General features: G+C 70.4%; 22 protein-coding genes. 6 read left to right on the forward strand and 16 right to left on the reverse strand.

Features of this window, described 5'->3' with window-relative positions; genetic code table 11:
* Positions 1 to 299 precede the first annotated feature (299 nt).
* From ACYVLQ_RS30070 to ACYVLQ_RS30080, 3 genes are all read right to left on the reverse strand, one after another.
* Entirely contained in the window at positions 300 to 2,198 is a 1,899-nt protein-coding gene (locus ACYVLQ_RS30070) for a vWA domain-containing protein (protein ID WP_460700913.1), read from the reverse strand.
* A 222-nt stretch (positions 2,199 to 2,420) separates the two neighbouring features.
* Positions 2,421 to 3,134 (reverse strand): PaaI family thioesterase, encoded by a 714-nt coding sequence (locus ACYVLQ_RS30075; protein ID WP_460700914.1) that lies wholly within the window; start codon positions 3,132 to 3,134, stop codon positions 2,421 to 2,423.
* A gap of 53 nt (positions 3,135 to 3,187) precedes the next feature.
* Positions 3,188 to 4,864 (reverse strand): FAD-dependent oxidoreductase, encoded by a 1,677-nt coding sequence (locus ACYVLQ_RS30080; protein ID WP_460700915.1) that lies wholly within the window; start codon positions 4,862 to 4,864, stop codon positions 3,188 to 3,190.
* A gap of 123 nt (positions 4,865 to 4,987) precedes the next feature.
* Between ACYVLQ_RS30080 and ACYVLQ_RS30085 the strand changes: the two genes are divergently transcribed.
* On the forward strand, positions 4,988 to 5,629 hold the full coding sequence (locus ACYVLQ_RS30085; protein ID WP_460700916.1) for a TetR family transcriptional regulator: 642 nt from the start codon (positions 4,988 to 4,990) through the stop codon (positions 5,627 to 5,629).
* Between the two features lie 15 nt (positions 5,630 to 5,644).
* On the opposite strand, the gene ACYVLQ_RS30090 is transcribed toward ACYVLQ_RS30085, so the two are convergent.
* The 13 genes from ACYVLQ_RS30090 to ACYVLQ_RS30150 all read right to left on the reverse strand — a co-directional run bounded on the left by ACYVLQ_RS30090 (position 5,645) and on the right by ACYVLQ_RS30150 (position 19,764).
* The gene (locus ACYVLQ_RS30090; RefSeq protein WP_460701023.1) at positions 5,645 to 6,292 is read right to left on the reverse strand and encodes a DUF305 domain-containing protein; all 648 of its coding nucleotides are present in this window, start codon (positions 6,290 to 6,292) and stop codon (positions 5,645 to 5,647) included.
* A complete protein-coding gene (locus ACYVLQ_RS30095; RefSeq protein ID WP_460701024.1) occupies positions 6,292 to 7,830 on the reverse strand; it encodes an LVIVD repeat-containing protein in 1,539 nt (512 codons plus the stop codon). Before ACYVLQ_RS30095 ends, ACYVLQ_RS30090 begins: the two co-directional genes overlap by 1 nt.
* A 246-nt stretch (positions 7,831 to 8,076) precedes the next feature.
* A complete protein-coding gene (locus ACYVLQ_RS30100) occupies positions 8,077 to 8,967 on the reverse strand; it encodes a 3-methyladenine DNA glycosylase (RefSeq protein ID WP_460701025.1) in 891 nt (296 codons plus the stop codon).
* A gap of 32 nt (positions 8,968 to 8,999) precedes the next feature.
* Positions 9,000 to 10,064 (reverse strand): hemolysin family protein, encoded by a 1,065-nt coding sequence (locus ACYVLQ_RS30105; protein ID WP_460700917.1) that lies wholly within the window; start codon positions 10,062 to 10,064, stop codon positions 9,000 to 9,002.
* Positions 10,057 to 11,427: a hemolysin family protein gene (locus tag ACYVLQ_RS30110; protein WP_460701026.1), complete on the reverse strand. Its 1,371-nt coding sequence runs from the start codon at positions 11,425 to 11,427 to the stop codon at positions 10,057 to 10,059. The genes ACYVLQ_RS30105 and ACYVLQ_RS30110 overlap by 8 nt, the downstream gene beginning before the upstream one ends.
* Before the next feature lie 269 nt (positions 11,428 to 11,696).
* Positions 11,697 to 13,133 (reverse strand): GuaB1 family IMP dehydrogenase-related protein, encoded by a 1,437-nt coding sequence (locus ACYVLQ_RS30115; RefSeq protein ID WP_460700918.1) that lies wholly within the window; start codon positions 13,131 to 13,133, stop codon positions 11,697 to 11,699.
* A 124-nt stretch (positions 13,134 to 13,257) separates the two neighbouring features.
* A complete protein-coding gene (locus tag ACYVLQ_RS30120; protein ID WP_460700919.1) occupies positions 13,258 to 13,746 on the reverse strand; it encodes a DnaJ family domain-containing protein in 489 nt (162 codons plus the stop codon).
* 94 nt (positions 13,747 to 13,840) lie between these two features.
* Positions 13,841 to 15,274, reverse strand: a complete 1,434-nt coding sequence (locus ACYVLQ_RS30125) for a DEAD/DEAH box helicase (protein WP_460700920.1) — start codon at positions 15,272 to 15,274, stop codon at positions 13,841 to 13,843.
* Positions 15,264 to 16,211 carry a M56 family metallopeptidase gene (locus ACYVLQ_RS30130; protein WP_460700921.1) on the reverse strand — a complete coding sequence of 316 codons (948 nt, stop codon included), beginning with the start codon at positions 16,209 to 16,211 and terminating at the stop codon, positions 15,264 to 15,266. Before ACYVLQ_RS30130 ends, ACYVLQ_RS30125 begins: the two co-directional genes overlap by 11 nt.
* 95 nt (positions 16,212 to 16,306) lie before the next feature.
* A complete protein-coding gene (locus ACYVLQ_RS30135; RefSeq protein ID WP_460700922.1) occupies positions 16,307 to 16,723 on the reverse strand; it encodes a BlaI/MecI/CopY family transcriptional regulator in 417 nt (138 codons plus the stop codon).
* Positions 16,724 to 16,823: 100 nt separating this feature from the next.
* Complete coding sequence (locus ACYVLQ_RS30140) at positions 16,824 to 17,645, reverse strand: ABC transporter ATP-binding protein (RefSeq protein ID WP_460700923.1); 822 nt, start codon at positions 17,643 to 17,645, stop codon at positions 16,824 to 16,826.
* Positions 17,642 to 18,730, reverse strand: a complete 1,089-nt coding sequence (locus ACYVLQ_RS30145; RefSeq protein WP_460700924.1) for a FecCD family ABC transporter permease — start codon at positions 18,728 to 18,730, stop codon at positions 17,642 to 17,644. Before ACYVLQ_RS30145 ends, ACYVLQ_RS30140 begins: the two co-directional genes overlap by 4 nt.
* On the reverse strand, positions 18,727 to 19,764 hold the full coding sequence (locus ACYVLQ_RS30150; RefSeq protein WP_460700925.1) for a FecCD family ABC transporter permease: 1,038 nt from the start codon (positions 19,762 to 19,764) through the stop codon (positions 18,727 to 18,729). The genes ACYVLQ_RS30145 and ACYVLQ_RS30150 overlap by 4 nt, the downstream gene beginning before the upstream one ends.
* 106 nt (positions 19,765 to 19,870) lie before the next feature.
* Here ACYVLQ_RS30150 and ACYVLQ_RS30155 point away from each other — a divergent pair, with 106 nt between their 5' ends.
* From ACYVLQ_RS30155 to ACYVLQ_RS30175, 5 genes are all read left to right on the forward strand, one after another.
* Entirely contained in the window at positions 19,871 to 20,578 is a 708-nt protein-coding gene (locus ACYVLQ_RS30155; RefSeq protein ID WP_460700926.1) for a hypothetical protein, read from the forward strand.
* A 197-nt stretch (positions 20,579 to 20,775) separates the two neighbouring features.
* Entirely contained in the window at positions 20,776 to 21,168 is a 393-nt protein-coding gene (locus ACYVLQ_RS30160) for a PaaI family thioesterase (protein WP_460701027.1), read from the forward strand.
* A 140-nt stretch (positions 21,169 to 21,308) separates the two neighbouring features.
* A complete protein-coding gene (locus ACYVLQ_RS30165; protein WP_460700927.1) occupies positions 21,309 to 21,611 on the forward strand; it encodes an urease subunit gamma in 303 nt (100 codons plus the stop codon).
* Between the two features lie 28 nt (positions 21,612 to 21,639).
* Positions 21,640 to 21,999, forward strand: coding sequence for an urease subunit beta (locus tag ACYVLQ_RS30170; protein ID WP_460701028.1), 360 nt, complete (start codon positions 21,640 to 21,642; stop codon positions 21,997 to 21,999).
* Positions 21,992 to 23,713, forward strand: a complete 1,722-nt coding sequence (locus tag ACYVLQ_RS30175) for an urease subunit alpha (RefSeq protein WP_460700928.1) — start codon at positions 21,992 to 21,994, stop codon at positions 23,711 to 23,713. The genes ACYVLQ_RS30170 and ACYVLQ_RS30175 overlap by 8 nt, the downstream gene beginning before the upstream one ends.
* The last annotated feature ends 11 nt before the right edge of the window (positions 23,714 to 23,724 follow it).

The raw sequence follows: 23,724 nt of genomic DNA on the forward strand, positions 1-23,724 counted from the left end.
CGTTATGCTTCCGTTACCCTGGGCGGCGCAAGTGAATCACCTGATGTGAGGAAGTTCGATGGGTAGTACCGCTATCGACTTGGCCAACGTGCTCATCGCGCACGCCACCGCGTTCTGGAACTGGTTCTCCACCGGTTCCTCGGGGTTCCCGCCGCTGTGAGGCGTCGGCGCATCGGCCGCCGAGCGCGAACAGCGTGAATTCCGCTGGGCCGTAGCCACAACGGACGACAGTACGGCCCCGCACCGAAGGCGGCTCCCGGGATCGGGAGCCGCCTTCGGCATGTCAGCAGGGGTCGGCGTCAGCCGCGTCGGCGCCTGGCGACGAGCCACCCGATCAGCGCTCCGGCCACGAGCACGACCACCGCGGCCGCCGCCGCGATGGCGATCGGCAGGACCGAGGACGAGCCGTCGGTCGAAGCGGCCTCGGATTGGGCGGTGGCGCGGTCGGATCCGCCACCCGTCGCCTTACCGTTGTCGCCGACGATCCCTCCGTCCACCTCCGAGGTGTACTTCGGTCCCGGCTCGGGCGTCCCGGCGACGGTGAGGTCCAGCCGCACCGATACGGGGAGGTTGTCACCCTGCGAGTGGGTCGGACTGAGTTTGACCGCGATGTAGTACCACCCGGCCTGCGCCTGGTTGCGGGCCTCCGAATGGGCGGCGTTGCGGTTGTTGTACCGGATCGGCGAGGTCGCGATGGCCGGATCGTTCGTCGGCAGCACGATGTCTGCGCCGGTGTAGGCGGTGGTGTCCGAGTCGATCTCGATGGCCAGCGGCGAGTACAGGGTGGTGGCGATATTCGAGATGACATCGGTGCCGCGGCCGCCGTTGGCGTCGTAGTGGACCCGATAGGCCAGGCCCTGCCCCCAGTCCAGCTTGACCCGGTAGAAGACGAACTCACCGGGACGCAGTGTGTCGGTGAAACGGCCCGAGCCGGGGAGCGTGGCCGCGGAGGTGACCGAACCGCCGCCCGTCACCGGAGCGCCCGCACCGGTGGGTTCGACGAACGTGGTCGGCGGGGCCACCGCCTTCGGCCCCGGATCCGTCACCGCCGGTTCGATTCCCACGAGCACTTCCAGCGGCAGGCGCTCAGGAATGCCCGCCGAGACGTTGTTCCAGGTGAGCGCGAAGTAGTAGCGCCCGCCGCCCCGGCACTTGTTGGTGCTGGGGCTGCTTCCGGGCTCCTTGGCGGCCCCGTCGAAGGCCGTGCCGACGGTGAGCGTCGTGCCGTCGCTGGAACGGCTGGCCTGCTCGGATTCGAAGGCGTGGCAATCCTCGCCGTCCCGCCCGTACACCCGCAGTTGGACGCCGTTGAAATCGTCGGTGACGCTGATGTCGGGCAGGCGGGGGAAGGACATGATGCCGGTGAAATAGGCGGTGGCGCCCGCCGGGACGTCGACCGCGTAGTACCGCTTCTCCTTCTGGCCCAGGGTGTCCAGGTAGTGACCGGAGGTGGCGACGGGTGCGGTGTGGTACTTGTCGGTGCCGGTGATCGGCGTTCCCGTGGCCTGGTAGTTGCGCAGCGCGGCGCCGCTCACGCGCGGCAGGACGCGCTCCAGCGCGGGCCCGTCGACGGCGTCGGAATAGGTGCCGCCGGTGGCCTGCGCCATGCAGCTGAGCTGGGTGCGCGCCTTGGCGTCCACGGCGAAGCCGATCGAATGCACGACGAGGTCGAGGCCCTGCTTCTTCAACTCGCGCGCGACATCGCAGGGCTCGGGTGGCGAGCAGGTGTCGTCGCCGTCGGAGACCAGCACGATCGAGCGCGGGCCGGAACTCGGGAGCGCCTCGGCGGCCTCGCGCAGCGCGGTGCCCATCGGGGTCCAGCCGCTGGCCTTGATACCGTCGGCCGCGCCGACCAGCGCGGCCCTGTCGATGGTGTCGGGGCGGCGGAGCACCGACACGTCGCGGCAGCCCGCGGTCTTCTCCGCCTCCGAGTTGCCGGTGCTGGTGCCATAGGTCGTGAGCCCCACCTTGGCCTCGGCGGGCGCGGAACCGACGAAGGTGCGCACCGCGTTCTTGGCGGCGTCCATCATGGTGCCCGCCGGGTCGGGGCGCTGCATCGATCCGGAGGCGTCCAGGATGAGCATGGTGGGCGCGTACTGCGGGGTCTGATCCGCCTGCGCGGTCGCCGGTAGTCCGGCGGGCGTCAGAGCGATGAGACCGGCGGCCAGCGCGGCTGCCAGTCGTCTGAGCTTCGTCATTGTCCTCGTCTATCGATCATGCGGTCGAGCGCGAACGACACTACAGACAATTCGGACGCATACCCACTGCTGAGATCCCCACGGACATACGCGAGCGTCCAAAGACGCATAAGCGACAATGACCATTCCGCGCAGCCGTCACCTTCCCAACGCCGACCGAACGTTCCCGGGCGCCGCCTCAATCTCTCTTCTTCCCGGCGTGCTCTCGACCGGGACCCGCGGTCAGTCCTTCGGGCCGATCCAGAGGGCCTCGGCGAGGGCGCACAGGTCTCCCTCGGGGGTCGAGAGTGCTACGCCCACGGTGTGTTTGCGGCCGTCGGCGCGGATCGGCCAGGCGTAGGAGATGTATTCGTCACCGGCGAGCAGCGGCCGCAGTTGCGTGGCGGTGAGTGCGGCGGTGAAGGCGCCGTAGCGCATGCCGCCCAGCGCGATACCCGCGACGCCGCCGGGGCAGTCGAGCGCCGACCACACGATTTCCGGTGGCAGCACGCCGTTGTCGGCGGCCAGGCCCGGATCCGGTTGCCAGGCGGCCGCGATGAGGTCGCGCTCGGGCAGCAGCCAGGGAAACAGGCGCAGGCCGCGGCCCGGGGCGCAGACCGCGCCGCATCCGTAGCAGTCGGTGACCTGCCGTTCCGGGCTGGTGACGGCGGCATCGGTGGCGAGCTTCGCCTCGGCCCAGGAAGGGGGCGTAGGGGTTTCGATGGTCACGTCGGCCGGTGCGGCCTCCACCAGCAGACGGCCGTCGGCGGCGGTGAGTGCCCAGCCGGTGTCGGTGGTGCCGAGACCTACCTCGGTCGCGACCGGCACGATGCTGCGGAAATCGACCCGGACGACCGGGGATCCGGTGCGCCGCGCCAGCATTCCCGCCACGTATCCGCCGAAGGCCACATCGGGGTAGCCGTGCACATGCTCCGGAAGGATCACTGTCTCGGTCATCCTCGGCCCCTCCCTCTGCGTTGATCATCCTGGACGATACCGAGGCGCGGCCGTCACCCGAAATCGGTGCGCCCGTCGTTGACGTCGACCTCCTGGCCGCTGACATCGGCGCGGTCGAGGATTCGAGTGAGCGTTCGCAGCAGTTCGCCCTCGGGCTGGGATGGCAGGGCGGGGGAGCGCCAAGCGGTGAAACCGTCGGGGCGGACGAGGGACGTGCCGCTCTCCGTGATCCCGTAGGCGGCGTGGAATCGGCCGTCGACGTCCTCGAGATCGGTACCTATGCGCAGTACGCGCAGATCGAGACCCAGTGTCGCGGAGACCTTTTCGGTCGCCGCGGCCCAGTCGCCACCGTCCGGCCCGGTCAGCAGTGTGAACGCGTCGTGGAACAGGTCGATGGTGGACAGCTCGCTACCGCCCCGGCGCAGCCGGACGTGCGGGGCGCGCAGGCCCGGTCGTCCGCTGGCAGCGCGGGGATCCTCGACCGGCTCGGCGGACGCGACGTCCGCAGCGCGGACGGCCTCGGACCTGTACCGGTAACCGAAGATCATGGTCAGGTCGTCGATACTCGCCGCGGCGTCGCCGGAGCCGTGATGGCGCCCCCGCAGCCGCTGCATCGCCTGGTCGAGGGTGACCAGTGCCACCGGACGGCGTTCGTCCTCGTAGCTGTCCAGCAGCGCGTTCCCGGCGCGGCCGTCGAGTACGGCGGCGAGTTTCCAGGCGAGGTTGTGGGCATCGGCGATGCCGGTGCTGGCGCCGAAGGAGCCGGTGGGCGGCACGACGTGGGCGGCGTCGCCGACGAAGAAGATGCGTCCGGCCCGGTACCGCCGGGCGACCCAACCGCCGATCCGCGTGGTGGTGACGGTCTGGTCCGAGCCGGGAGTGGCTGGCACGAACGTCAATTCGAGGTCCGGATCGCCGATCGCCGTGCGCGCCAGCTCGATACAGCGCTGCTCGGTGAAATCCTCGGCGCTCTCACCCGTTTCGGGGCTGAACGGCACGCCGAACGCCCAGCGGCCGGGTTCGCGGCCCGGCACGAGAACGGTGCCCGTCGTCGGCCGGTCGAAGTAGGCGAGCAGGAAGTGGCGTCCGCGCAGGGCGGTGCTCAGGTCCGCGTCGCACAGGAAGTTCGCGACGCGGACGAGTTCGCCCGGACCGTCCGCGCCGACACCGAGCCGGGCGCGGACTCCGGCGCGATTGCCGTCGGCGGCGACCAGATAGTCGGCGCGGATGCGGTATGCGGTATCGCCGCGGAGGTCGCGCACGGTCGCGGTGACACCGTCGGCGGCGGGATCGACGGCGATCAGCGCGGTGCCGAATCTGATGTCGGCCCCGTGGTACTCGGCGGCGGCGCGCACGATGCGCTCCAGTTCGTCCTGGTCGATCATCGCCCAGTCGGTGGGGCTCAGCGCGGCGGGCGGACGCACCTGGGCCAGCACGTCGACCCGGAAGTGCTCCGCGCCCGCGAGGGTGTCCACGCCGATCATCTCCGGCAGGTCCGCCAGGATCGACGTGCGGTCGCGGATCTGCCGCTCCAGTCCCAGCGATCGGTAGATCTCCATGGTCCGGGGGTTGAAGGCGCGGGCCTGCGGGTGCAGCGCCGTGGCAGGGTGCCGCTCCACCAGCACGGGCCGGATGCCCGCGCGAGCGAGCAGCAGTGCCGTGGTGAGGCCGGTGATGCCGCCGCCCACGATCAGGACTCGGGTGTCGACGGTGTGCGCTGGTGCGTTCATGACGGTTCTCCCTCGGGGATCGGGCTTCCACCAATAGTCAGTCGCATGCTCGACTTTGTCAATCAGGTACATGATTAAGTCAAAATGACAGTTGAAATTGCCATTCGCATGTACGATCGAGGGGTGCCGTCCTCGAAACCTCGCAGGTCGCCCAAGCCGCAGGAGCGGCAGCGCGATCCGGAACGCACCCGGCAGTTGATCCTCGACGCGGCCGCGGCGGAGTTCGCCGCGCGCGGGTACCAGGGGGCCCGGACGGCCGCCATCGCCGCGCGCGCCGGGGTGAACCAGCAGTTGATCTCGTACTACTTCGACGGGAAGGAAGGCCTGTACCGGGCCATGGGGGAGCGCTGGCAGGAGCGCCGGAACCAGATCGCCCCGCCCGGAACGCCGCTCCCCGAGCAGGTGCGCCGCTACGCGCTGCAGGCACTGGAAGACCCCGACGGAGTCCGGCTGCTGGCCTGGACCGGGTTGGAATACACCGGACCCGACAGCGATCCCGGCCTGGAGTCGCGCAAGCACCTGCTCGAGCAGAACGTCGAGGAGGTGCGCGAGCTGCAGGCGGCGGGTCGGCTGCCCGCCGAGCTGGATCCCGCCTGCCTGCAGGTCATGCTGATGGCCGCGGCGATGGCGACCACCACGCTGCCGCACGTCATCGCCGGGGTGTGCGATGCCGACGCGCACTCCCCGGAGTTCGTCGAACACTATGCCGGACAGGTCGCCTTGCTGGCCCGGCTGCTGGAACGCGAGGCCCCGGCGTCCGGCTGAGGATTGCGGCGCCGCTCAGGGGAGTGGCTGGGTGCCGCGCTGTGACAGCAGCACCGCCATCAGCCCGCACTCCTGGCTCTGGCTGACGATCATGCCGCGCACGGCCTCTTTGACCGCGCCGGAGGCGATTTCGCGGTCCGCCGCCTGCGCCATCGCGATGCCGCCCTGATGATGGCGGTACATCAGCTGCAGGAACAGGATTTCGGCGTCGCGACCGCGGGCGGCGGAGAGGGCGTCGAGTTCGGCTCGCGAGGCGAGGCCCGGCATGCCCCCCGGCGCGGGCTGCGATGTGACCGAATGATGGTGCGCGGCAGCGTTGTCCGGTGTCGTGGGCAGCCACGCCATGGGATGCTGCGACATGGGGGACGCCTCGGCCAGGCGCAGCCAGCCCAGCATCGTCCCGATCTCCACCCGCTGGGCCTGGTCGATCTGCTGGGCCAGCTGCTGCACCAGCGGATCGACGCCGGGATCCACGCGCTGTACGATCTGGACCGCCTGCTGGTGATGCGCGGTCATATCCTGGGCGAAACCGATCTCGGTGTCGTTCAGAATCCGTGCCGCGGAGTGTGTTTCGGCCCAGATCAGCGGGCGCAGGGCGGCGCCGACGACGAGCAGGATCAGCACGCCAGCGACCAGGCAGGCCGCGGTGAGCAGACGGCGCATCACGACCCCACGATCGAACGCTGGTCCGCCGGTGGTGAATACACGTCGTTGTCCAGCCGCAGCACCATGAAGCCGTTGTCGTTGCAGGTGGTCCACAGCTGGTTGCCGTGCCACTCCGGCGGTGCGAAGCACCAGTCGGTGGAGATGTCGCCGAAGGCGAGCATGCCGGTGCGCGGCGACAAGGCCTGTGCCGGATCGAATTTGCCCTCGAGCATGGCGCGGGCGGTGGAGAAGCTCTCCATGGCGGGCGGCCCGATCAGCGATGCCAGCGCGTGCGGCGAATTCCAGAGCTGCAGGTTCTGCCCGGTCCGCGCGGGCGGGTTGTAGTAGGCGATCTCGCGCACGTGGAACGGGTCGCGCACATCGAATACGCGGATGCCCGAGGACTCCCAGCCGCACGCCAGCGCGGTGGGGTCGTTCGGGCGGTCGGCCGCGCAGTAGTGCACGTCGTAGGAGAAGACCGATCCGCCCATCGCCGAGGCGAGCATGCTGTCCTGGTGCTCGGGGAGGTTGATCTCCAGCTTGATCTTGTTGACGACCTCCGGATCGGTGTCCTCGGAGACGTCGACGAGTTTCACGCCGCCGGATCCGCCCTCGTCGGCGGTGAACAGGTACGGCTTACCGGCGTAGGTGACCGGGATGCTGTGCTGGGTGGCCCAGCCGTCTGTCCAGAACACCCGGCCCAGGTGCCCCACTTGCGGATTCGGGTCGCGGCGCTGCACCGCGCTGATGTCGAGCGTGGTGAATCCGCCGAGCGCCGACAGGTACAGCCGGTTGCCGTCGGCGCTGACGCCGAAGCCGTGCGCCTCGATACCGGTGAGGCCCTGCCAGATCACGCGCGGATTCGCCGGGTCGGTGAGATTGACGGCGCTGAGGAAACCCGGTGCGATGCCGGAGGCCCAGTAGGTGCGGCCGTCGGGGGAGAAGCCGCCCTCGTGTGTCGTGATCGGCAGCGGCATCGCGAGATTCGATCCCGGCCCCGGGTTCAGCAGCCGCGGATGGGCGCAGTCGGAGATGTCGTACACCGACAGGTAACCGACGCCCGTGCCGACCGGAACACCGGTACCCACCAGCAGTTTTCGCTCGGTGTTGACCTTCAGGCTCTCCCATGTCCCGGCGAGCATCGCCGGTTCGGTGAGCGTGGCGGTGAGCACCGGGTGGGCGGGATCGGACGCGTCGAGCACCTGCACGCCCTGCGCCGGTCCGAGCAGATTGCCCGGGAAGAACGAACCGGTGTAGGAGCAGTGTTCGAAGGTGGTGGAGGTGATGCCGCCGCCGCGCCCGGCGTGCCCGCCGACGAACGACATATTGCAGGTGTAGCCCTGCGTGCTGCGGCCGCTGTTGCGATCGGCGGCCGGAACATCGCCTTGCAGACCGGGTTCCGGCCGCGAGCCCGGCCCGCAGTCCGCGCGCGCCGCCGATACCCGTCCCACGTCGAGGAACTGCCGCACCTGGTCGTCGATATCGGACCGCAGGTCGGCCGACGCACCGCCGACCGGGAGCGCCGCCGCCAGCAGCGCCGCCGCCAGCACCATCATCGGCCTGGACCGCCGAAACATCTGTACCTGCCTCATCGCGGAACCCCCGCCTTCCCAGCCGACCCGATACCCGCCGTGACGGACCGAGCGGTACCCAGTACCGCCGGTCACGACAATGATCGAAACGGTAACGCGTTCACTGTCTCAGGAGGACGGTTTTCGCAAAACAACTCGTGTCGGTCCAGGTGGCCCCACCTCTCGTCGTTCCGGCATGCTCTCGGCCGGAATCCACTGAGCGGTCGGATGCTATGGCGCCGAGGAAGTCTCCTCGAGCAGTGCGTCCGCGGCGGTCAGCAGGCGGGCGCGCAGTGGTGCGGCCCGCTCGGCCAGCTCTACCTGGCCGCGTACGTATTCGGCTCTGCCGGAAGGAGTTTCGATGGTGACGGGGGTGTAGCCGTACTCGGAGAGGTCGTACGGGCTGGCGCGCATGTCGAGTTCGCGGGCGGCGCAGGCCAGTTCGAAACAGTTCAGGAGCAGGTCCGAGTCGATGAGCGGGCTCAGCTTGAAGCCCCACTTGTACAGGTCCATGTTGGCGTGCAGGCAGCCGGGCTGCTCGCGGCGGGGCTGGTCGTCGCGGGTCAGGGGAACGGCGTTGCGGGGTGTCGCCGCGGGGGTGAAGAAGCGGAAGGCGTCGAAGTGGGTGCAGCGCAGTGACATCGACTCCACCACCGCGTCGGTTCCCGCGTTCCCGAGCCGCAGCGGCACCTGCCGGTGGCGGACCTCGTCGCTGCGGTACACCATCGCCCACTCGTGCAGCCCGAAGCAGGACAGCCGCGCGGGCCGGGACGCGGTGGCGCGCAGGAGGTTCGAGACGAATTCGACGGTGTGGCGACGACGGTCCAGGAAGGCGGGGGCAGCGGTGTACGCGCGGGGGACCGCGGGTGCGGTCGGCAGCGTGACACCGCGATATCCCCGCGAATTCGCGTATTCGGTCGCATTCTCCAGTGCGACACCGTATCCCGGGTGCCAGCGCCGCAGCTGGGCGGGCTTGTGCCCGTAGTAGGTGAACAGGAAGTCGATCACCGGATGCTTCGATCCGTGCGCGCGCCGCTCGAGGTACGGGCTTATCAGCTCGTCGACCCGGGCCCGATGCGCGGCGGCCCGGGCCCGCCAGTCGGGCTCCACCAGCAGCCGGATGTCTCGCTCCGCCGTGGCCGTCGCTGCCCGGCTCATTCCGCGATCCGGTGGGTGGCGTCGCGCACCGTGCCGACGAACTCCTCCACCAGATCCTCCAGCGCGACGATGCCGACGGTGTTGCCTCGGCTGTCGACGGCGCGGCCGAGATGGCTGCTGGTGCGCCGCAGTCGCGACAGCGCCTCGTACAGCGTGGTGCCGATGCTGACGGTGGGCAGCGGCCGGATGTCAGTGCGCGGGATCGGCGTGGACGGTCCCGCCGAATCGTCGGCCACCTTGTCCAGCACGTCCTTCACGTGCAGGTACCCGACCAGCGAGCCGTCCGCGGTGCGGACCGGATAGCGGGAGAACCCGGTCTCGGCGACGGCGGACTCGATATCGCCCAGTGTCGTCCCGTCGCCGCGCAGGGGTACGCAGCGCGTCTTCGGCAGGGGCACCATGACATCGGCGACGATCCGGTCGGTGGTACCCAGCGCGCGCGCCAGCCGTCGATGCTCACCCTCCTCGAGCAGGCCCTCCGAACGCGATTCGCCGATCATCTCCGCCAGCTCCAGCGACGATACGGTGGCGTCGAGTTCGTCCTTGGGCTCGATGCGCAGCGCGCGCAGCGTGAGGTTCGCGGCGACGTTGTAGAGGGTGATCAACGGCCGGGCCAGCCGCAGGAACCACAGCAGCATCGGAACCAGCAGCAGCGCCACGCGTTCCGGCCCCGCAAGGGCGATATTCTTCGGGATCATCTCGCCCAGCAGCATGTGCAGCACGACGACGAGACTCAGCGCTAGGGCGAATCCGACCGGGTGCAGCAACTGGTCCGGCAGTCCGGCCAGTTCGAAGGGCCGCTCCAGCAGATGCGCGATCGCCGGTTCGCCGACGCGGCCCAGCAGCAGCGAGCAGATGGTGACGCCGAGCTGTGCGGCCGCCAGCATCATCGACAGGTGTTCACCGGCCTTGATGACGGTGTCGGCGCTGCGTTTGCCCTGTGCCGCAAGGGTTTCCAGCCGATCCCGGCGGGCGCTGATGAGGGCGAACTCCGCGCCGACGAAGAAGGCGTTGCTCGCCAGCAGCACCACCGTGAGCAGCACACCGTACAGGTCACCCATGGTGCAGCTCCCAACTCGCGAGGGTGTCGGCGTCGACGGGTTGCAGGAGTACGCGGTCGATGCGCCGACCGTCCATCCGTTCCACGCGCGCCACCCAGCCGCCGTCGGTGTGGGGCTGGTGCCCGTTGCGATGATTCGGCAGCAGCACCTCGTCCCCGGCCTCGGGGATCCGGCCGAGCATGGTGAGCACCAACCCGCCGAGGGTCTCGTACTCGCCCTCGGGCGCGTCGTATCCGGTCGCGCGGGAGAGTTCGTCGACGCGCAGCAGGCCCGAACAGTTCCAGCCGGAGGCCGTGCGGCGCACGTCGAGCTCCTCCTCGTCGTGCTCGTCGCGGACGTCGCCGAGGATCTCCTCGATGATGTCCTCCGTGGTGACGAGTCCCGCGGTGCCGCCGTACTCGTCGACCACCAGCGCGACCTGCATGCCGTCGGAGCGCACTCGCTCGAGGACGGCATCGCCGTTGAGGCTCGCGGGCACGATCGGCACCGCGTGGGCGATGGAGCGCAGCGAGATGGTGTGCCGCTCCCGGACCGGGTGCAGGAACGCCTGTTTGATATGCACGACGCCGACCGTGTTGTCCAGGTCGCCGTCGATCACCGGGAACCGTGAGAACCCGGTCCGCCCCGCGGCCTGGATGAGTTCGGCGATGGTGTCGTCCTGATCGAGTGATTCGATCTTCACCCGCGGCGTCATGAGCTCCTCGGCGCTGCGATCGCCGAAGGCGAGCGACCGATCCACCACGAGCGCGGTGCGCAGATCCAGCGCGCCGCGGCGGGCCGAGGTGCGCACCAGCGAACCCAGTTCCTCGGGGGAGCGGGCCGAGCGCAGCTCCTCGGCGGGCTCGATGCCGAAGCGCCGCACCACCCAGTTGGCGGTCCCGTTGAGCAGGTTGATCAGCCACTTGAAGAAGACGGAGAAGGCGATCATCGGGCCCGCCGTGAGTCGGGCCGCGGCCAGCGGGTTGGCGATGGCCATGTTCTTGGGCACCAGTTCGCCGTAGGTCATCGACAGGGAGGTGGCCAGCACCAGCGCGAGGACCAGCGAAACACCGTGAGCGGCAGCGGAACCCAGTCCGAGCGCGGAGAACGGCGGTTCCAGCAGGCGGGCCAGCACCGGTTCGGCGATGTAACCGGTGACGAGTGTGGTGATGGTGATGCCCAGCTGCGCACCGGACAGCTGGAACGACAGTGTGCGGTGCGCGTGGCGGACCTGGCGGGCCCGCCGGTCGCCGTCGCGGGCGTGCGCCTCGACGGTGCTGCGCTCGAGTGCGGTGAGCGAGAATTCGGCGGCGACGAACAGCGCGGTGCCCAGGGTGAGCGCCACGAAGCCCACGAGGCTGAGCAGTGTGAGCACGACCGACACTGTCAGCACCGCCCGGACGGGGGAGGAGCTGGGATAACGGAGGCGCCGGGTTTGTCACCCGGCTCGGTAGAGGAGCCCTCCTGAGTGGCGCCCTTGGACGCGGGTGACAACTGGTTCCTTTCGCAAACGGCCGTGTGAATGTGCTGTACCCGGCCGCGAGACAGGTATACCCGCGGCCCGGCAATTCTTATGCTACCGGGTCGCGCGCGGGACTCCCCGGGCGCGCCGCACCACGCGCCGGGAACAACGAGAAGGAGATCGAGGTTGGCTCACCAGCCTGACGGCAGTGGGCGGCCCTCGGCGAAACCGGCGGCCGACTGCACGCCGAGTACGGCCTTGTCGTGCAGTTCGCCCAGGGTGCGGGCGCCTGCGTAGGTGCAGGCGCTGCGCACGCCGGAGCAGATGTGGTCGATGAGGTCCTCGACGCCCGGGCGCTCCGGGTCCAGGCGCATGCGCGAAGAGGAGATGCCCTCCTCGAACAGTCCCTTGCGGGCGCGGTCGAAGCCGCTGTCGGAGGCGGTGCGGGCAGCGACGGCGCGCTTGGACGCCATGCCGAAGCTCTCCTTGTAGGAGTTGCCGGAGGGATCCGTGCGCAGGTCGCCCGGCGATTCGTAGGTGCCCGCGAACCACGAGCCGATCATCACGTTGGACGCGCCCGCGGCGACCGCGAGCGCCACATCCCGCGGGTGCCGGACGCCGCCGTCGGCCCAGATGTGCACGCCGAGTTCCTTCGCGGCCGCCGCGCACTCGGCGACGGCGGAGAACTGCGGGCGGCCCACGCCGGTCATCATGCGCGTGGTGCACATGGCGCCCGGACCGACGCCGACCTTGATGATGTCGGCGCCCGCCTCGGCCAGGTCGCGCGTGCCCTGCGCGGAGACCACGTTGCCGCCGACCAGCGGGACCCCGAGCTTCAGATCGGCGACCGCGCGCAGCGCCTCCAGCATCTTCACCTGGTGGCCGTGGGCGGTATCGATGACCAGCACGTCGGCGCCGGCGTCGACGAGGGCCTTGGCCTTGGCGGGGACGTCGCCGTTGATGCCGACGGCGGCCGCGACGCGCAGCTTGCCGTGCGAGTCGACGGCGGGGGTGTAGATGCCGGTGCGCACCGCGCTGGTGCGGGTCATCACGCCCGCGAGGGTGCCGTCCGCGTGGACCAGCACGGCCAGTTGGGCGTGCTCGGCGTCGAGCAGTTCGAAGATCTCGCGCGGCGACGTGTCGGCCGGGGCGGTGACGAAATCGGTCGCGGCGACGGTGTGCAGGCGCGCGAAGCGGTCGACGTCCGCGCAGGCGTCCTCGGTGACCACGCCGACCGGCTTGCCCTCGTCGATGACCACGACGGCCCGGTGGGAGCGCTTGTGCACGAGCGCCAGCGCCTCGGAGACCGAGTGGTCCGGGCCGAGCGTCACCGGCGTATCGGCGGTGAGCGATCGGCTCTTGACGTAGGAGATGGTCTTGGTCGCCGCGCTGATCGGCAGGTCCTGCGGCAGCACCGTGATGCCGCCACGGCGGGCGACCGTCTCCGCCATGCGCTTACCCGCGACCGCCGTCATATTGGCGACCACGATCGGGATCGTCGTGCCGGTCCCGTCGCTGGTCGACAGGTCGACATCGAAGCGTGACGCCACGTCCGTCCGGTTCGGGACGAGGAAGAGATCGTCGTAGGTCAGGTCGTACGGCGGCGTATGGCCGGGAAGAAACTGCACTTACACGATTGTAGGGGAATGCCGGTGGTGTGCGGACACGCCGGGTCCCGGGGAACGCGCCTGGTCACGACCCGGTCGCACGATCGCTCCGGGTACGCGACAGCGTTGCTGTCGCCGCGGGATGTCAGCGCCCGCCGAACACCCGCCGCCACCACGGCGCCCGCGGGGTCTCGGGCGTTGCCGCTGCCGGTTCGGAGGCGTCGTCGGTGGTGCGCCGTCCGCTGCGCCACTGCTGCACGACCTCGTCGGCGTCGACCGGCGCGACGTGCACGTGCGGGCCGGTCGGCATGCGCTGCCACTCGGTGATGCGGGTGTTGAGCTCGGAGACCAGCTCGCGGACGTCGCGTTCGAAACGCAGCCGCTGCACGCGTTCGGGCAGGCGCTCGAGATCGCGGCGCAGCAGCAGCGACGGTGGCAGCACGCCGTCACCCGTCACGCCCTCGCGACGCAGGTAGTCCTTCAGCCACCAATCGTCGTCGAGCGGATGCCCCGCCCCCGGAATCGGCTTGCCCGCGCCCGGCAGATCGTCGAATTCGCCGCGGGCGGTCGCCTCGCGAATCTGCTTGTCGATCCATGACTCGTGGGTCGTACCCGCCGGTTTGCGCTCGGTCATCGCCATCCCCTTCGACAGTCGACGTCTACCCGCCATCGTATCGTCCTGGCACGCAGCCGAGTTGGACACAGCAACCGACCGCGGGGAGCGGCGGCTAGTTTGCCGAACGATTGCGGCGACGCTTGGGGTGGGGCGGAGAAGGGTTGCGGCGCCGCCGGTTTCCGGGCGTGTCACCGCCCGGCGGGCCGTCGGCCGGGGACGGTGCGGCGGGGTCCGGGACCGGCCGGCTGGAGGGTTCGCGCGCTCCGGTCAGGGCGGCGAGCGCGCGGTCGCCGGGGCGGACGTGTAGTTCGGCGGGAGCGATACCGAGCGCCCGCACGAGCCGGTCGATCTCGGCGCGGTCGTCCTCGGTGACGAGGGTGACGACGGTGCCCGTTGCTCCGGCGCGCCCCGTGCGGCCGGTGCGGTGCAGGTAGTCCTTGGGCTCGGCGGGCGGATCGACGTGCACGACCAGCGAGATGTCGTCGACGTGGATCCCCCGGGCGGCGACGTCGGTGGCGACCAGCGCCGAGGCCGCTCCGTGAGCGAAGGCCGCCAGCGCCCGAGTGCGCTGGTTCTGCGACTTCCCGCCGTGCAGTTCGGCCGCCGCGACCCCCGCCTCCCGCAGCCGCCGCGCCAGCTTCTGCGCCCCGTACTGCGTGCGGACGAACAACAGCGTGCGCCCGGACCGCGCGGCGATCTCGGCGACAACCTTGTACTTGTGGGCCTTGCGCACGGACAGCAGGTGGTGGTCGATCCCCGGGACCTGTGAACCGGCCGCATTGTGCTGCGGCGCAGGCGAATCCGGCGGGGTGACACATGAACCGGCAGCAGCGTGCCGCGCCGCCCGCGGACCGGAGTCGGTGGCGATGTGCGAATCGGGTTGCGGGGTCGCGTCGGAGAGATCTGTCCCGTGTACCGAATGTGTCACCGGGGCACGGAGGTAGCGCTCCACGAGGGTGCCGACGAGCTCGTCGAGGGTGGCGGAGAACAGCAGGTGCTGGCCGTCGGCGGGCAGCAGGTCCAGGAGGGTGGTGACCTGGTCGAGAAAGCCCAGTGCGGCCATGTGGTCGGCCTCGTCCACGGCGGTCACGCGCACCGCGTCCAGGCTTACGGCGGCCTGGGCGACGAGATCGGTGAGGCGTCCCGGGGTGGCGATGAGCACGTCCACGCCGCGGTCCAGCCGGGACCGCTGCCGCTTGATGGGCACGCCGCCGACGGCGGACCCGAGCCGGACGCCGAGCGCGAGCGCCGGTTCGCCGAGGGCCTGCTCGATCTGCAGGGCGAGTTCGCGGGTGGGCGCCAGGATCAGGCCGCGCGGTCGGCGGGGCGCCGCCGCCCCGCGCATCACCCGGACCAGCAGCGGCAGCCCGAAGGCCAGTGTCTTGCCGGAACCGGTTGCGGCCCGGCCCAATACGTCGCGCCCGGCGAGAATGTCGGGGATTGTGGCGGCCTGGATGGGGAAGGCGGTCTCGAGGTCCGCGCGGCGCAGCGCCTGTACCAGGGCCACCGGCAGGCCCAGCTCCGCGAAGCGGATCTCAGGCGGCACTGAACAACCGGCTCAGCTCGACCAGCCACGGAATCGCGACCGCGAGGGTCGGCACCACCAGGATCGCCGCGGCCGCCAGATAGGCCGCGGCGGCGATGCGCAGGTCGCCCAGCGGACCGGCCAGCCGCTGGATCCGGATCAGCGTGGTGGGCCCGCCGACGGCCATGGCCCCTTGCGGCGCGGTCGAATTCGAGCACGCCACCAGGGCGCGGGCCAGCGGCGTCGGACCGGTGACCTTCACCGCGGAATCGTCGGCCAGCAGCTCGATCAACAGCTTCACCGCGTCGAGCGCGGACTTGCTGCGCACGAAGCGCGGGAATGCCTCGTGCGCGGCGGTGAACGCCTCCAGGACCAGGTCGTGGCGGGCCCGCAGGTGCGAGCGCTCGTGGCTGACGATCGCCTCGAGTTCGGAGACGGACAGGTTGGCGAACGTGCCCTGGCTCAGCACCACCCGCTGGCGCAGCCCCGGCAGGCAGTAGGCGATCGGCTCGCTGGCCGCGAGCACCCGGATATCGCTGGCCCGGTGCTGGGTGTATTCGGCGCCCTGGTCGAGCAGGTCGACGAGCATCCGGTGTCGCGCCCGGCGGCGCCGGGTGTGCACGCCCACCCGGATCGACGCGTAGATCAGGCGCGCGCCCACCAGCAGGGTGAGGGCGAAGACCACGACATAGGCGAGCCACAGCGGCAGGCCGAGCGCGTCGATCTCCCGGGTGGGCGAGGTGGTGGGACGCCCGTTGTGGCCGGGCACCAGCAGTTCGCTGGCGATGGCCAAGCCGGAACCGAAGGCGCTGAGCACGGCGGCGAGGGCGACCGCCTGCCACAGCACCAGGGCCGCCCGCGGCGTCCGGAACGGCCATCGGGCCCGGCTGAGCAGGGCCGGAACCGGTCCCGCGAGAAGCAAAGCGAGACCGGCGAATACCGGCGCGGTTGCGTTCATGCTCAGCTCACTGCGTTGTGGGGCCAGGGCCCGAGATCGCGGCGCTCCCGCTGGTAGTCGTCGACTGGGCCCCGACGACCGGAGCGCCGCAGCAACTACTGCGGCGGGGCGGCTCCTTTGTCGTCGGACGCGGTGCGGGCGGCCTCGGTTGCTTCGAGCTTAGCGAGTGCCTCCCGCAGTGCGGCAGCCCCGTCGTCTCCTACCTGTTCGACGAAGTGCACGAGCGCCGCCTGCCGACTGCCGACCTCGTCGGCCTGCTGCAGCGCGTCGACCATCAGGCTGGCGACGAGTTCGTCGCGGCTGTGCACCGGCGCGTAGCGATGAGCGCGGTCGTCACGCTGCTGGACGACCAGATTCTTCTTGGCCAGCCGCTGCAGAACCGTCATCACCGTGGTGTACGCGAGCTCGCGGCGCGCCGCGAGGGCCTCGTGAACCTGCCGGACCGTCTGCGGTTCTTCGGCCGACCACAACTGGTCCATGACCGCTTTCTCGAGTTCACCAAGACCTGCCATCCCACCAGTTTACGGAGACAACGACACAAATGCGTACTACAGATCGTCGTAACCGGCCGATAGCTGTGTGGGATTTTTCATACGGGCACGCCGGTTGCGCCTAACCCGCCGTGCGCGCGGGCAGGACGTGACGGGTCCCGATCGGCACGATCATCGGCCGTCCGGAGACCGGATCGTCCAGCACGCTGGCCTCGAGGCCGAAGACCTCGCGCAACAGATCGGCATCGATGATATCGGCGGGCGCGCCCTGCGCGACGATCCGGCCGTCCTGCATGACGACCAGCCGGTCGCTGTAGCGGATGGCGAGGTTGAGATCGTGCAGCACCATCACCACCGTGCGGCCCAATTCGTCGTGCAGCCGGTCGACCAGGTCGAGGACCTCGAGCGAGTGCGCCAGGTCCAGGTAGGTGGTGGGCTCGTCGAGCAGCAGGATGTCGGTGCCCTGTGCGAGAGCCATGGAGATCCAGGCGCGCTGGCGCTGGCCGCCCGAGAGTTCGTCGAGGGTGCGGTCGGCCAGGTCGTCGATGCCGGTCTGGGCGAGCGCGGCCGCGACCTCGGTCTCGTCGTCCGCCGACCACTGGCGCAGCCAGGACTGGTGCGGGTGGCGCCCGCGCGCGACGAGGTCGGCGACGGTCAGCCCCTCGGGCGCGACGGGAGTCTGCGGCAGCATGCCCACGATCCGCGCGACGTCGCGGGTCTTCCAGGTGGCAATGGCCTTGCCGTCCAGCAGGACTCGCCCGGCGCGCGGGCGCAGCAGCCGTCCCAGCGCCCGCAGCAGGGTGGACTTGCCGCAGCCGTTGGGGCCGATGACCGTGGTGATCACCCCGGGCTCGATATCCAGCGACAGCCCGTCGACGACGACGCGGCCGCCGTAGCCGAGCGTGACGTCCTCGACGGTGAGGTGGTGGGGGGTGGCGGTCATGCGAGGGTCGCCTTCCGGTTCGTGCGCACGAGCAATAACAGCAGGAACGGGCCGCCGAGAGCGGCGGTGACGATGCCGACCGGTAGTTCGACAGGCGCCACGGTACGCGCGATGACATCCGCGCCGACCACGACGACCGCGCCGACCAGGGCCGATCCGAACACCGGTTCGCCGGGCGCGCGCAGCAGTCGGCGCGCGATCTGCGGGCTGGCGAGTCCGACGAAGGCGACCGGTCCGACCGCGGCGGTGGCCAGCGACGCGGCGATGACGGCGGCCCCGAGCAGCAAACCTTGCTGGGCCTGCAGCCGGACGCCCAGCGCGCGCGTGGTGTCGGTGCCGAAGCGCAGCGCCGCGAGCGTGCGCGCCGACCCGGCGGTGACCGCGAGCACCAGGACGAGTCCGATCGCGGCCGGGACCGCGCGGGCCCAGTCGGCGCCGTTGAGCGAACCGGTCAGCCACATCTGGGCGCGGCTGGCGTCGGTGAGGGTGGCGCGGGTGAGCAGCCAGCTGACTCCCGACAGCAGCAGGGCGTTGATCCCGATTCCGATGAGTACCAACCGCATTCCGGTCGTGCCCGCCGCCCCGTCGCCGGTGCGGCCCAACGCCAGCAGGTAGATGACCACCGCGGTGAGCAGCCCACCGGCGAGCGCCGCGAGCGGAACGCCGATCGCCGCGGCCGCGCTCACGGTAGCGCCGCCGGTGCCGGTCACCGCGGCGACGGCGGCGAAGCTGGCGCCCGAGGTGATTCCGAGCAGGTCGGGGCTGGCCAGTGGGTTGTGCAGGATCGACTGGGTGACCGCGCCCGCCAGGCCCAGCGCCGCGCCCGCGATGACGGCGGTGACGGCCCGCGGCAGCCGCGACTCGAAGATGATGAACCGCTGCGACCGCGTGCCGCCGCCCGTGAGCACGTCCACCACCCGCCCCAGCGCGATGTGGTACTCGCCGACCGCGATATCCAGTGCGAACAAACCGACTATCGCGACCGCGAGCCCGATCACGGTGAGCAGCATCGTGATGCGCAGCACGGCGGAGAACGGGCCGACCCGGGCGGCGGGCCGGACACGGGAGAGCGGCGGAACAGTCACAGTCCCACCATCTTCCGTCGCCGGACGAAGGCGATGAAGAACGGGGCCCCGATCGCCGCCAGCACGATGCCGGTCTGGAGTTCTCCGGGCCGGGCGACGACGCGTCCCGCGATGTCGGCCAGCAACAGCAGCAAAGCGCCGAGCAGACCCGAATAGGGAAGCAGCCAGCGATTGTCGGGGCCGGTGAACAGGCGCGCGATATGCGGGACCACCAATCCGAGGAACGAGATCGGGCCCACCGCCGCGGTGGCGGCCCCGGTGAGCAGGACGACGGCGGCGAGCCCCAATGCCCGATTGCGGCCGACGCGCACGCCCAGCCCGCGGGCCACGTCCTCGCCGAGTCCCAGCGCGTTCAGCCCCGGCGCGGCCACCAGCGCGAGCAGCGCCCCGAGGACGAGGAACGGCAACACCTGCCGCAGCACGCCGACATCGTGGCCCGCGACGGTGCCGACGACCCAGAAGCGGTAGGTGTCCAGTGCCATCGGGTCCAGCAGCACCACGGCATTGGTCAACGCGGTCAGCAGTGCGGTCACCGCCGCACCGGCCAGCACCAGGCTCAGCGGGCTCGCCGCGCCGCCGCCGACCGACGAGACGCCGAAGACCACCAGGCCCGCGATCAGCGCGCCCGCGAAGGCGAACCAGATGTACTGGTCCGGCCGGGTGAGCGCGAACAGATGCATGGACAGCGCGGCCAGGAACGCCGCGCCCGCGTTGAGGCCGAGCAACCCGGCGTCGGCGAGCGGATTGCGGGTGTAGCCCTGGATGAGCGCGCCCGCGACGCCCAGTGCCAGCCCGGTGAGCAGCGCCAATCCGGTGCGCGGCAGCCGCAGTTCACGCACGATCTGGTCGGCGGGCGAGCTCGACGGACAGCTCAGCGGCCAGCCGTCGGGGCAGGTGAGCGCGTGGTACACCGCGTCCAGCGGCAGTGTTCGTGCCCCCACGGCGATCCCGGCGACCGTGGCCAGCAGCAGTAGGAGCGCAAGGATCAGCAAACCCGCGACGCGGCGCCGTTTGAGGGTGACTGCAGCGGGCACGGCGACGAATAACTCCTGACGTGATTCGATTCATTGCTCGGTAAGTCTGGTAAGCCTAACCTATCTTCCGTTTCGGCCCGCAGTGCCAACCCGATGAGGAGGTTCGATGTCAGAACCGATGACCGCCAGCCCGGCCCGCCGCTCCGACGAGGCATTCGGCTACGCCTGCGCCCGCCTGCGCGCGCTGCAGCCCGAGCATCCGCGGGTGTACGCCGTGGCCGATATGGCCGATCAGGGCAGACGGCGGTGGTGGCGGCTGGCCGATGGGGTGCGCGAGGGGCGGATCGAACTGATGTACCGGCGCCACGCGGCCGAGATGATCAGCGCCGACATCGCCGCCGAGGTGGTGGCGACGGCCCTGATCCACGCTGTGGTCGGGCGGGTCGTGGCGCTGCTGGTCGCGGAGGGCAGGGCGTGGGACCCGGGCCTGGAGAACCTGTGGGTGCACACCGACAACGACGGCGGCATCGACTGGGCGGGCCTGTCCGACACCACGATTCGCGTGGTCGACGGCGACCGGCTGGCGGGCCGGAACGGCGTGGTGACGCTGCCGTGCGAGCGGGCGATGCACGTGTGGCTGGCGCATCGCTGCGAGGCCGCGCTGGTGCTGGTGCAGCACGCGATGCTGCGCTGCGCGGGACTGAGCGCCCGGCGGTTCTGGGCGCTGGTCGGCGAGACGATCTCCGGCGCCGCCACCTACGTGCCGGATCTGGCTCGGACCTCCTCGACGGTCGGCGCCCGGCGCGGGCAGGCGCTGCTGGCCGCGATGGAGGAGCGCGGAATGCCGGTGCGTCGCGCTTGCCTTGTTAGGTAAGCCTGACCTACACTCATAGGCGGCGTTAGGATCCGCGAGAGTCCCGAGGGCTGCGGTCGACTCCCGATCCACTGCCGCGGCGGGTCCCATCTCCCGGATGGGGCCCGCCGCTTTCATTTCGGCGGTCTCGTGTAAATCTTGATTTCATGACGCAAGATCACGCGGGGAGCTCATCGTACGCGGATGTCACGCCGGAGATGATGAACAAGCTCAGCGAGGGCACGTTCACCGATCTGATCGGCCTGAAGTACACCGAGCTGAGTCCGGACCGGATCCGTGCCGAGTGGGCCGTGAGCCCGCAGCACCACCAGCCCGCCGGGATCGTGAACGGTGGCCTGTACTGCACGGTCATCGAATCCCTGGCCAGTGTCGGCGGTGCCGGGTGGTACGGCGAGCGGGGCCAGGTGGTCGGGGTGAACAACAACACCGACTTCCTGCGGGCCGTACGCGAGGGCCTGCTGCGCGGCGAGGCCACGCCGATCCACCGCGGCCGGACGCAGCAGCTGTGGCAGGTCGTCATCACCGACGAACAGGGCCGGACGGTGGCGCGGGGCCAGGTGCGGCTGCAGAACCTGCCCAACCCCTCCTGACCCCTCCTGACGCGGCGCGGCCGCGGGCCCGCGCGCCATGCGGGGCACACCGTGCCAGAATGTCGCCCACGAACATGGCCCCGGGTGCCGACGATGTCGCCCGGTGGCGGGCACACCATCCGATTCGCCGAGGAGCACGCATGCGATTGTCGCCGCATGAGCAGGAACGACTGATGCTCAGCTACGCGGCCGAGCTGGCGCGGCGTCGGCAGCGGCGCGGACTCAAGCTCAACCATCCGGAGGCGGTGGCGGTCATCACCGATCACGTGCTCGAGGGCGCCCGCGACGGCCGGACGGTGGCCGAGCTGATGGCGTCCGGCCGGACCGTGCTGACCCGTGGCGACGTCATGGACGGGGTGCCCGAGATGATTCACGACGTGCAGGTCGAGGCCACCTTCCCGGACGGCACCAAGCTCGTCACCGTGCACCACCCGATCGGCTGAGGCGGCGATGGCAGAACACGGTACCGGCATCGTCCCCGGTGAAATCCTTTATGCCGCAGAGCCCGTCGAGATCAACGCGGGTGTGGTGCGGATCGAGCTCGATGTGGTCAACACCGGGGACCGGCCGGTACAGGTCGGCAGCCACGTGCACTTCCCGCAGGCCAATACCGCGCTGGAGTTCGATCGCGAGGCGGCGCACGGCCATCGGCTCGACATCCCGGCCGGAACCGCCGTTCGCTTCGAACCCGGTCTGGCGCAGCGGGTTTCGCTGATCCCGCTGCGCGGGTCCCGGGAGGTGTACGGCATCAGCCTGAACGCGCCGGGGTCGCTGGACGCGCCGCGACCCGGGTCGGCGTCCACCGAATCCTGGACGGGACACCATGAGTGAGTTGACACGCGCCCGGTACGCCGAACTGTTCGGTCCGACCGTCGGCGACCGAATTCGCCTGGCCGACACCGATCTCCTGATCGAGATCACCGAAGACCGCAGCGGGGGACCGGGTTCGGCGGGCGACGAGGCGGTCTTCGGCGGCGGCAAGGTACTGCGCGAATCGATGGGCCAGGCCCGCGCCACCCGCGCCGAGGGCACTCCCGACACCGTCATCACCGGCGTGGTGATCGTGGACCACTGGGGAATCATCAAGGCCGACATCGGCATTCGCGACGGTCGCATCCGCGCCATCGGCAAGGCCGGGAATCCCGACATCATGGACGGGGTGCATCCGGACCTGGTCGTGGGCCCGTCGACGGAGATCGTCGCGGGCAACGGGCGCATCGTCACCGCGGGCGCCATCGACTGCCACGTGCACTTCATCTGCCCGCAGCTGCTCGAGGAGGCGCTCGGCGGCGGCATCACCACCATGGTCGGTGGCGGCACCGGACCGGCCGAGGGCAGCAAGGCCACCACCGTCACGCCCGGATCCTGGCACCTGGGTCGCATGCTGGAGGCCACCGACGGGTGGCCGGTGAACATCCTGCTGCTGGGCAAGGGCAACACCGTGCGGCACGACGCGCTGTGGGAGCAGTTGCGCGGCGGCGCGGGCGGTTTCAAGCTGCACGAGGACTGGGGGACCACCCCGGCGGCCATCGATGCGGCGCTCACCGTCGCCGACGCGGCGGGCGTGCAGGTGGCGCTGCATTCGGACACCCTGAACGAGGCCGGATTCGTGGAGGACACCCTCGCGGCGATCGCGGGGCGGGCCATCCACTCGTATCACACCGAGGGCGCGGGTGGCGGTCACGCGCCCGACATCATCACCGTCGCGGCGCATCCCAACGTGATGCCCAGTTCCACGAATCCGACCCGGCCGCACACCGTCAACACCCTGGACGAGCATCTGGACATGCTCATGGTGTGCCACCACCTGAATCCGGGGATCCCGGAGGATCTGGCCTTCGCGGAGAGCCGGATTCGGCCGTCCACGATCGCCGCGGAGGACCTGCTGCACGACCTGGGCGCGATCTCGATGATCGGCAGCGATTCGCAGGCGATGGGGCGCATCGGCGAGGTGGTGATGCGGACCTGGCAGACCGCGCACATGATGAAGCGCCGCCGCGGCGCGCTGCCCGGCGACGGCGCCGCCGACAATCTGCGGGTGCGGCGCTATATCGCGAAATACACCATCGCCCCGGCGGTTACGCACGGACTCGACCACGAGATCGGTTCGGTCGAGGTGGGCAAACTGGCGGATCTGGTGCTGTGGGAACCCGCCTTCTTCGGCGTGCGCCCGCACGCCGTGCTCAAGGGCGGCGCGATCGCGTGGGCGGCGATGGGCGACGCCAACGCCTCCATCCCGACCCCGCAGCCGGTGCTGCCGCGGCCCATGTTCGGCGCGGCCCCGGTGGTGGCGGCGGGCACCTCGCTGCATTTCGTCTCCGAACAGGCGATCGAGGACGGCCTGGCCGACCGGCTGCGAGTGAATCGGACACTGGTCCCGGTGGCCAACGTTCGCAAACGCACCAAGTCCGATCTGCCGCACAACGACGCCATGCCCCGCATCGAGGTCGACCCGGACACCTTCACCGTCCGCGTCGACGGTGAGGTCTGGGCGGAGGCCCCCGCCACCGAACTCCCCATGGCCCAGCGCTACTTCCTGTTCTGACGCGCGGTGTG

Source organism: Nocardia thraciensis (assembly GCF_054782435.1).

Coding starts and splice junctions, on each gene's coding strand:
- ACYVLQ_RS30070 (WP_460700913.1), bottom strand. CDS start 2,198: ATGACGAAGCTCAGACGACTGGCAGCCGCGCTGGCCGCCGGTCTCATC.
- ACYVLQ_RS30075 (WP_460700914.1), bottom strand. CDS start 3,134: ATGACCGAGACAGTGATCCTTCCGGAGCATGTGCACGGCTACCCCGAT.
- ACYVLQ_RS30080 (WP_460700915.1), bottom strand. CDS start 4,864: ATGAACGCACCAGCGCACACCGTCGACACCCGAGTCCTGATCGTGGGC.
- ACYVLQ_RS30090 (WP_460701023.1), bottom strand. CDS start 6,292: ATGCGCCGTCTGCTCACCGCGGCCTGCCTGGTCGCTGGCGTGCTGATC.
- ACYVLQ_RS30095 (WP_460701024.1), bottom strand. CDS start 7,830: ATGATGGTGCTGGCGGCGGCGCTGCTGGCGGCGGCGCTCCCGGTCGGC.
- ACYVLQ_RS30105 (WP_460700917.1), bottom strand. CDS start 10,064: ATGGGTGACCTGTACGGTGTGCTGCTCACGGTGGTGCTGCTGGCGAGC.
- ACYVLQ_RS30120 (WP_460700919.1), bottom strand. CDS start 13,746: ATGACCGAGCGCAAACCGGCGGGTACGACCCACGAGTCATGGATCGAC.
- ACYVLQ_RS30130 (WP_460700921.1), bottom strand. CDS start 16,211: ATGAACGCAACCGCGCCGGTATTCGCCGGTCTCGCTTTGCTTCTCGCG.
- ACYVLQ_RS30135 (WP_460700922.1), bottom strand. CDS start 16,723: ATGGCAGGTCTTGGTGAACTCGAGAAAGCGGTCATGGACCAGTTGTGG.
- ACYVLQ_RS30140 (WP_460700923.1), bottom strand. CDS start 17,645: ATGACCGCCACCCCCCACCACCTCACCGTCGAGGACGTCACGCTCGGC.
- ACYVLQ_RS30155 (WP_460700926.1), top strand. CDS start 19,871: ATGTCAGAACCGATGACCGCCAGCCCGGCCCGCCGCTCCGACGAGGCA.
- ACYVLQ_RS30160 (WP_460701027.1), top strand. CDS start 20,776: ATGATGAACAAGCTCAGCGAGGGCACGTTCACCGATCTGATCGGCCTG.
- ACYVLQ_RS30165 (WP_460700927.1), top strand. CDS start 21,309: ATGCGATTGTCGCCGCATGAGCAGGAACGACTGATGCTCAGCTACGCG.
- ACYVLQ_RS30175 (WP_460700928.1), top strand. CDS start 21,992: ATGAGTGAGTTGACACGCGCCCGGTACGCCGAACTGTTCGGTCCGACC.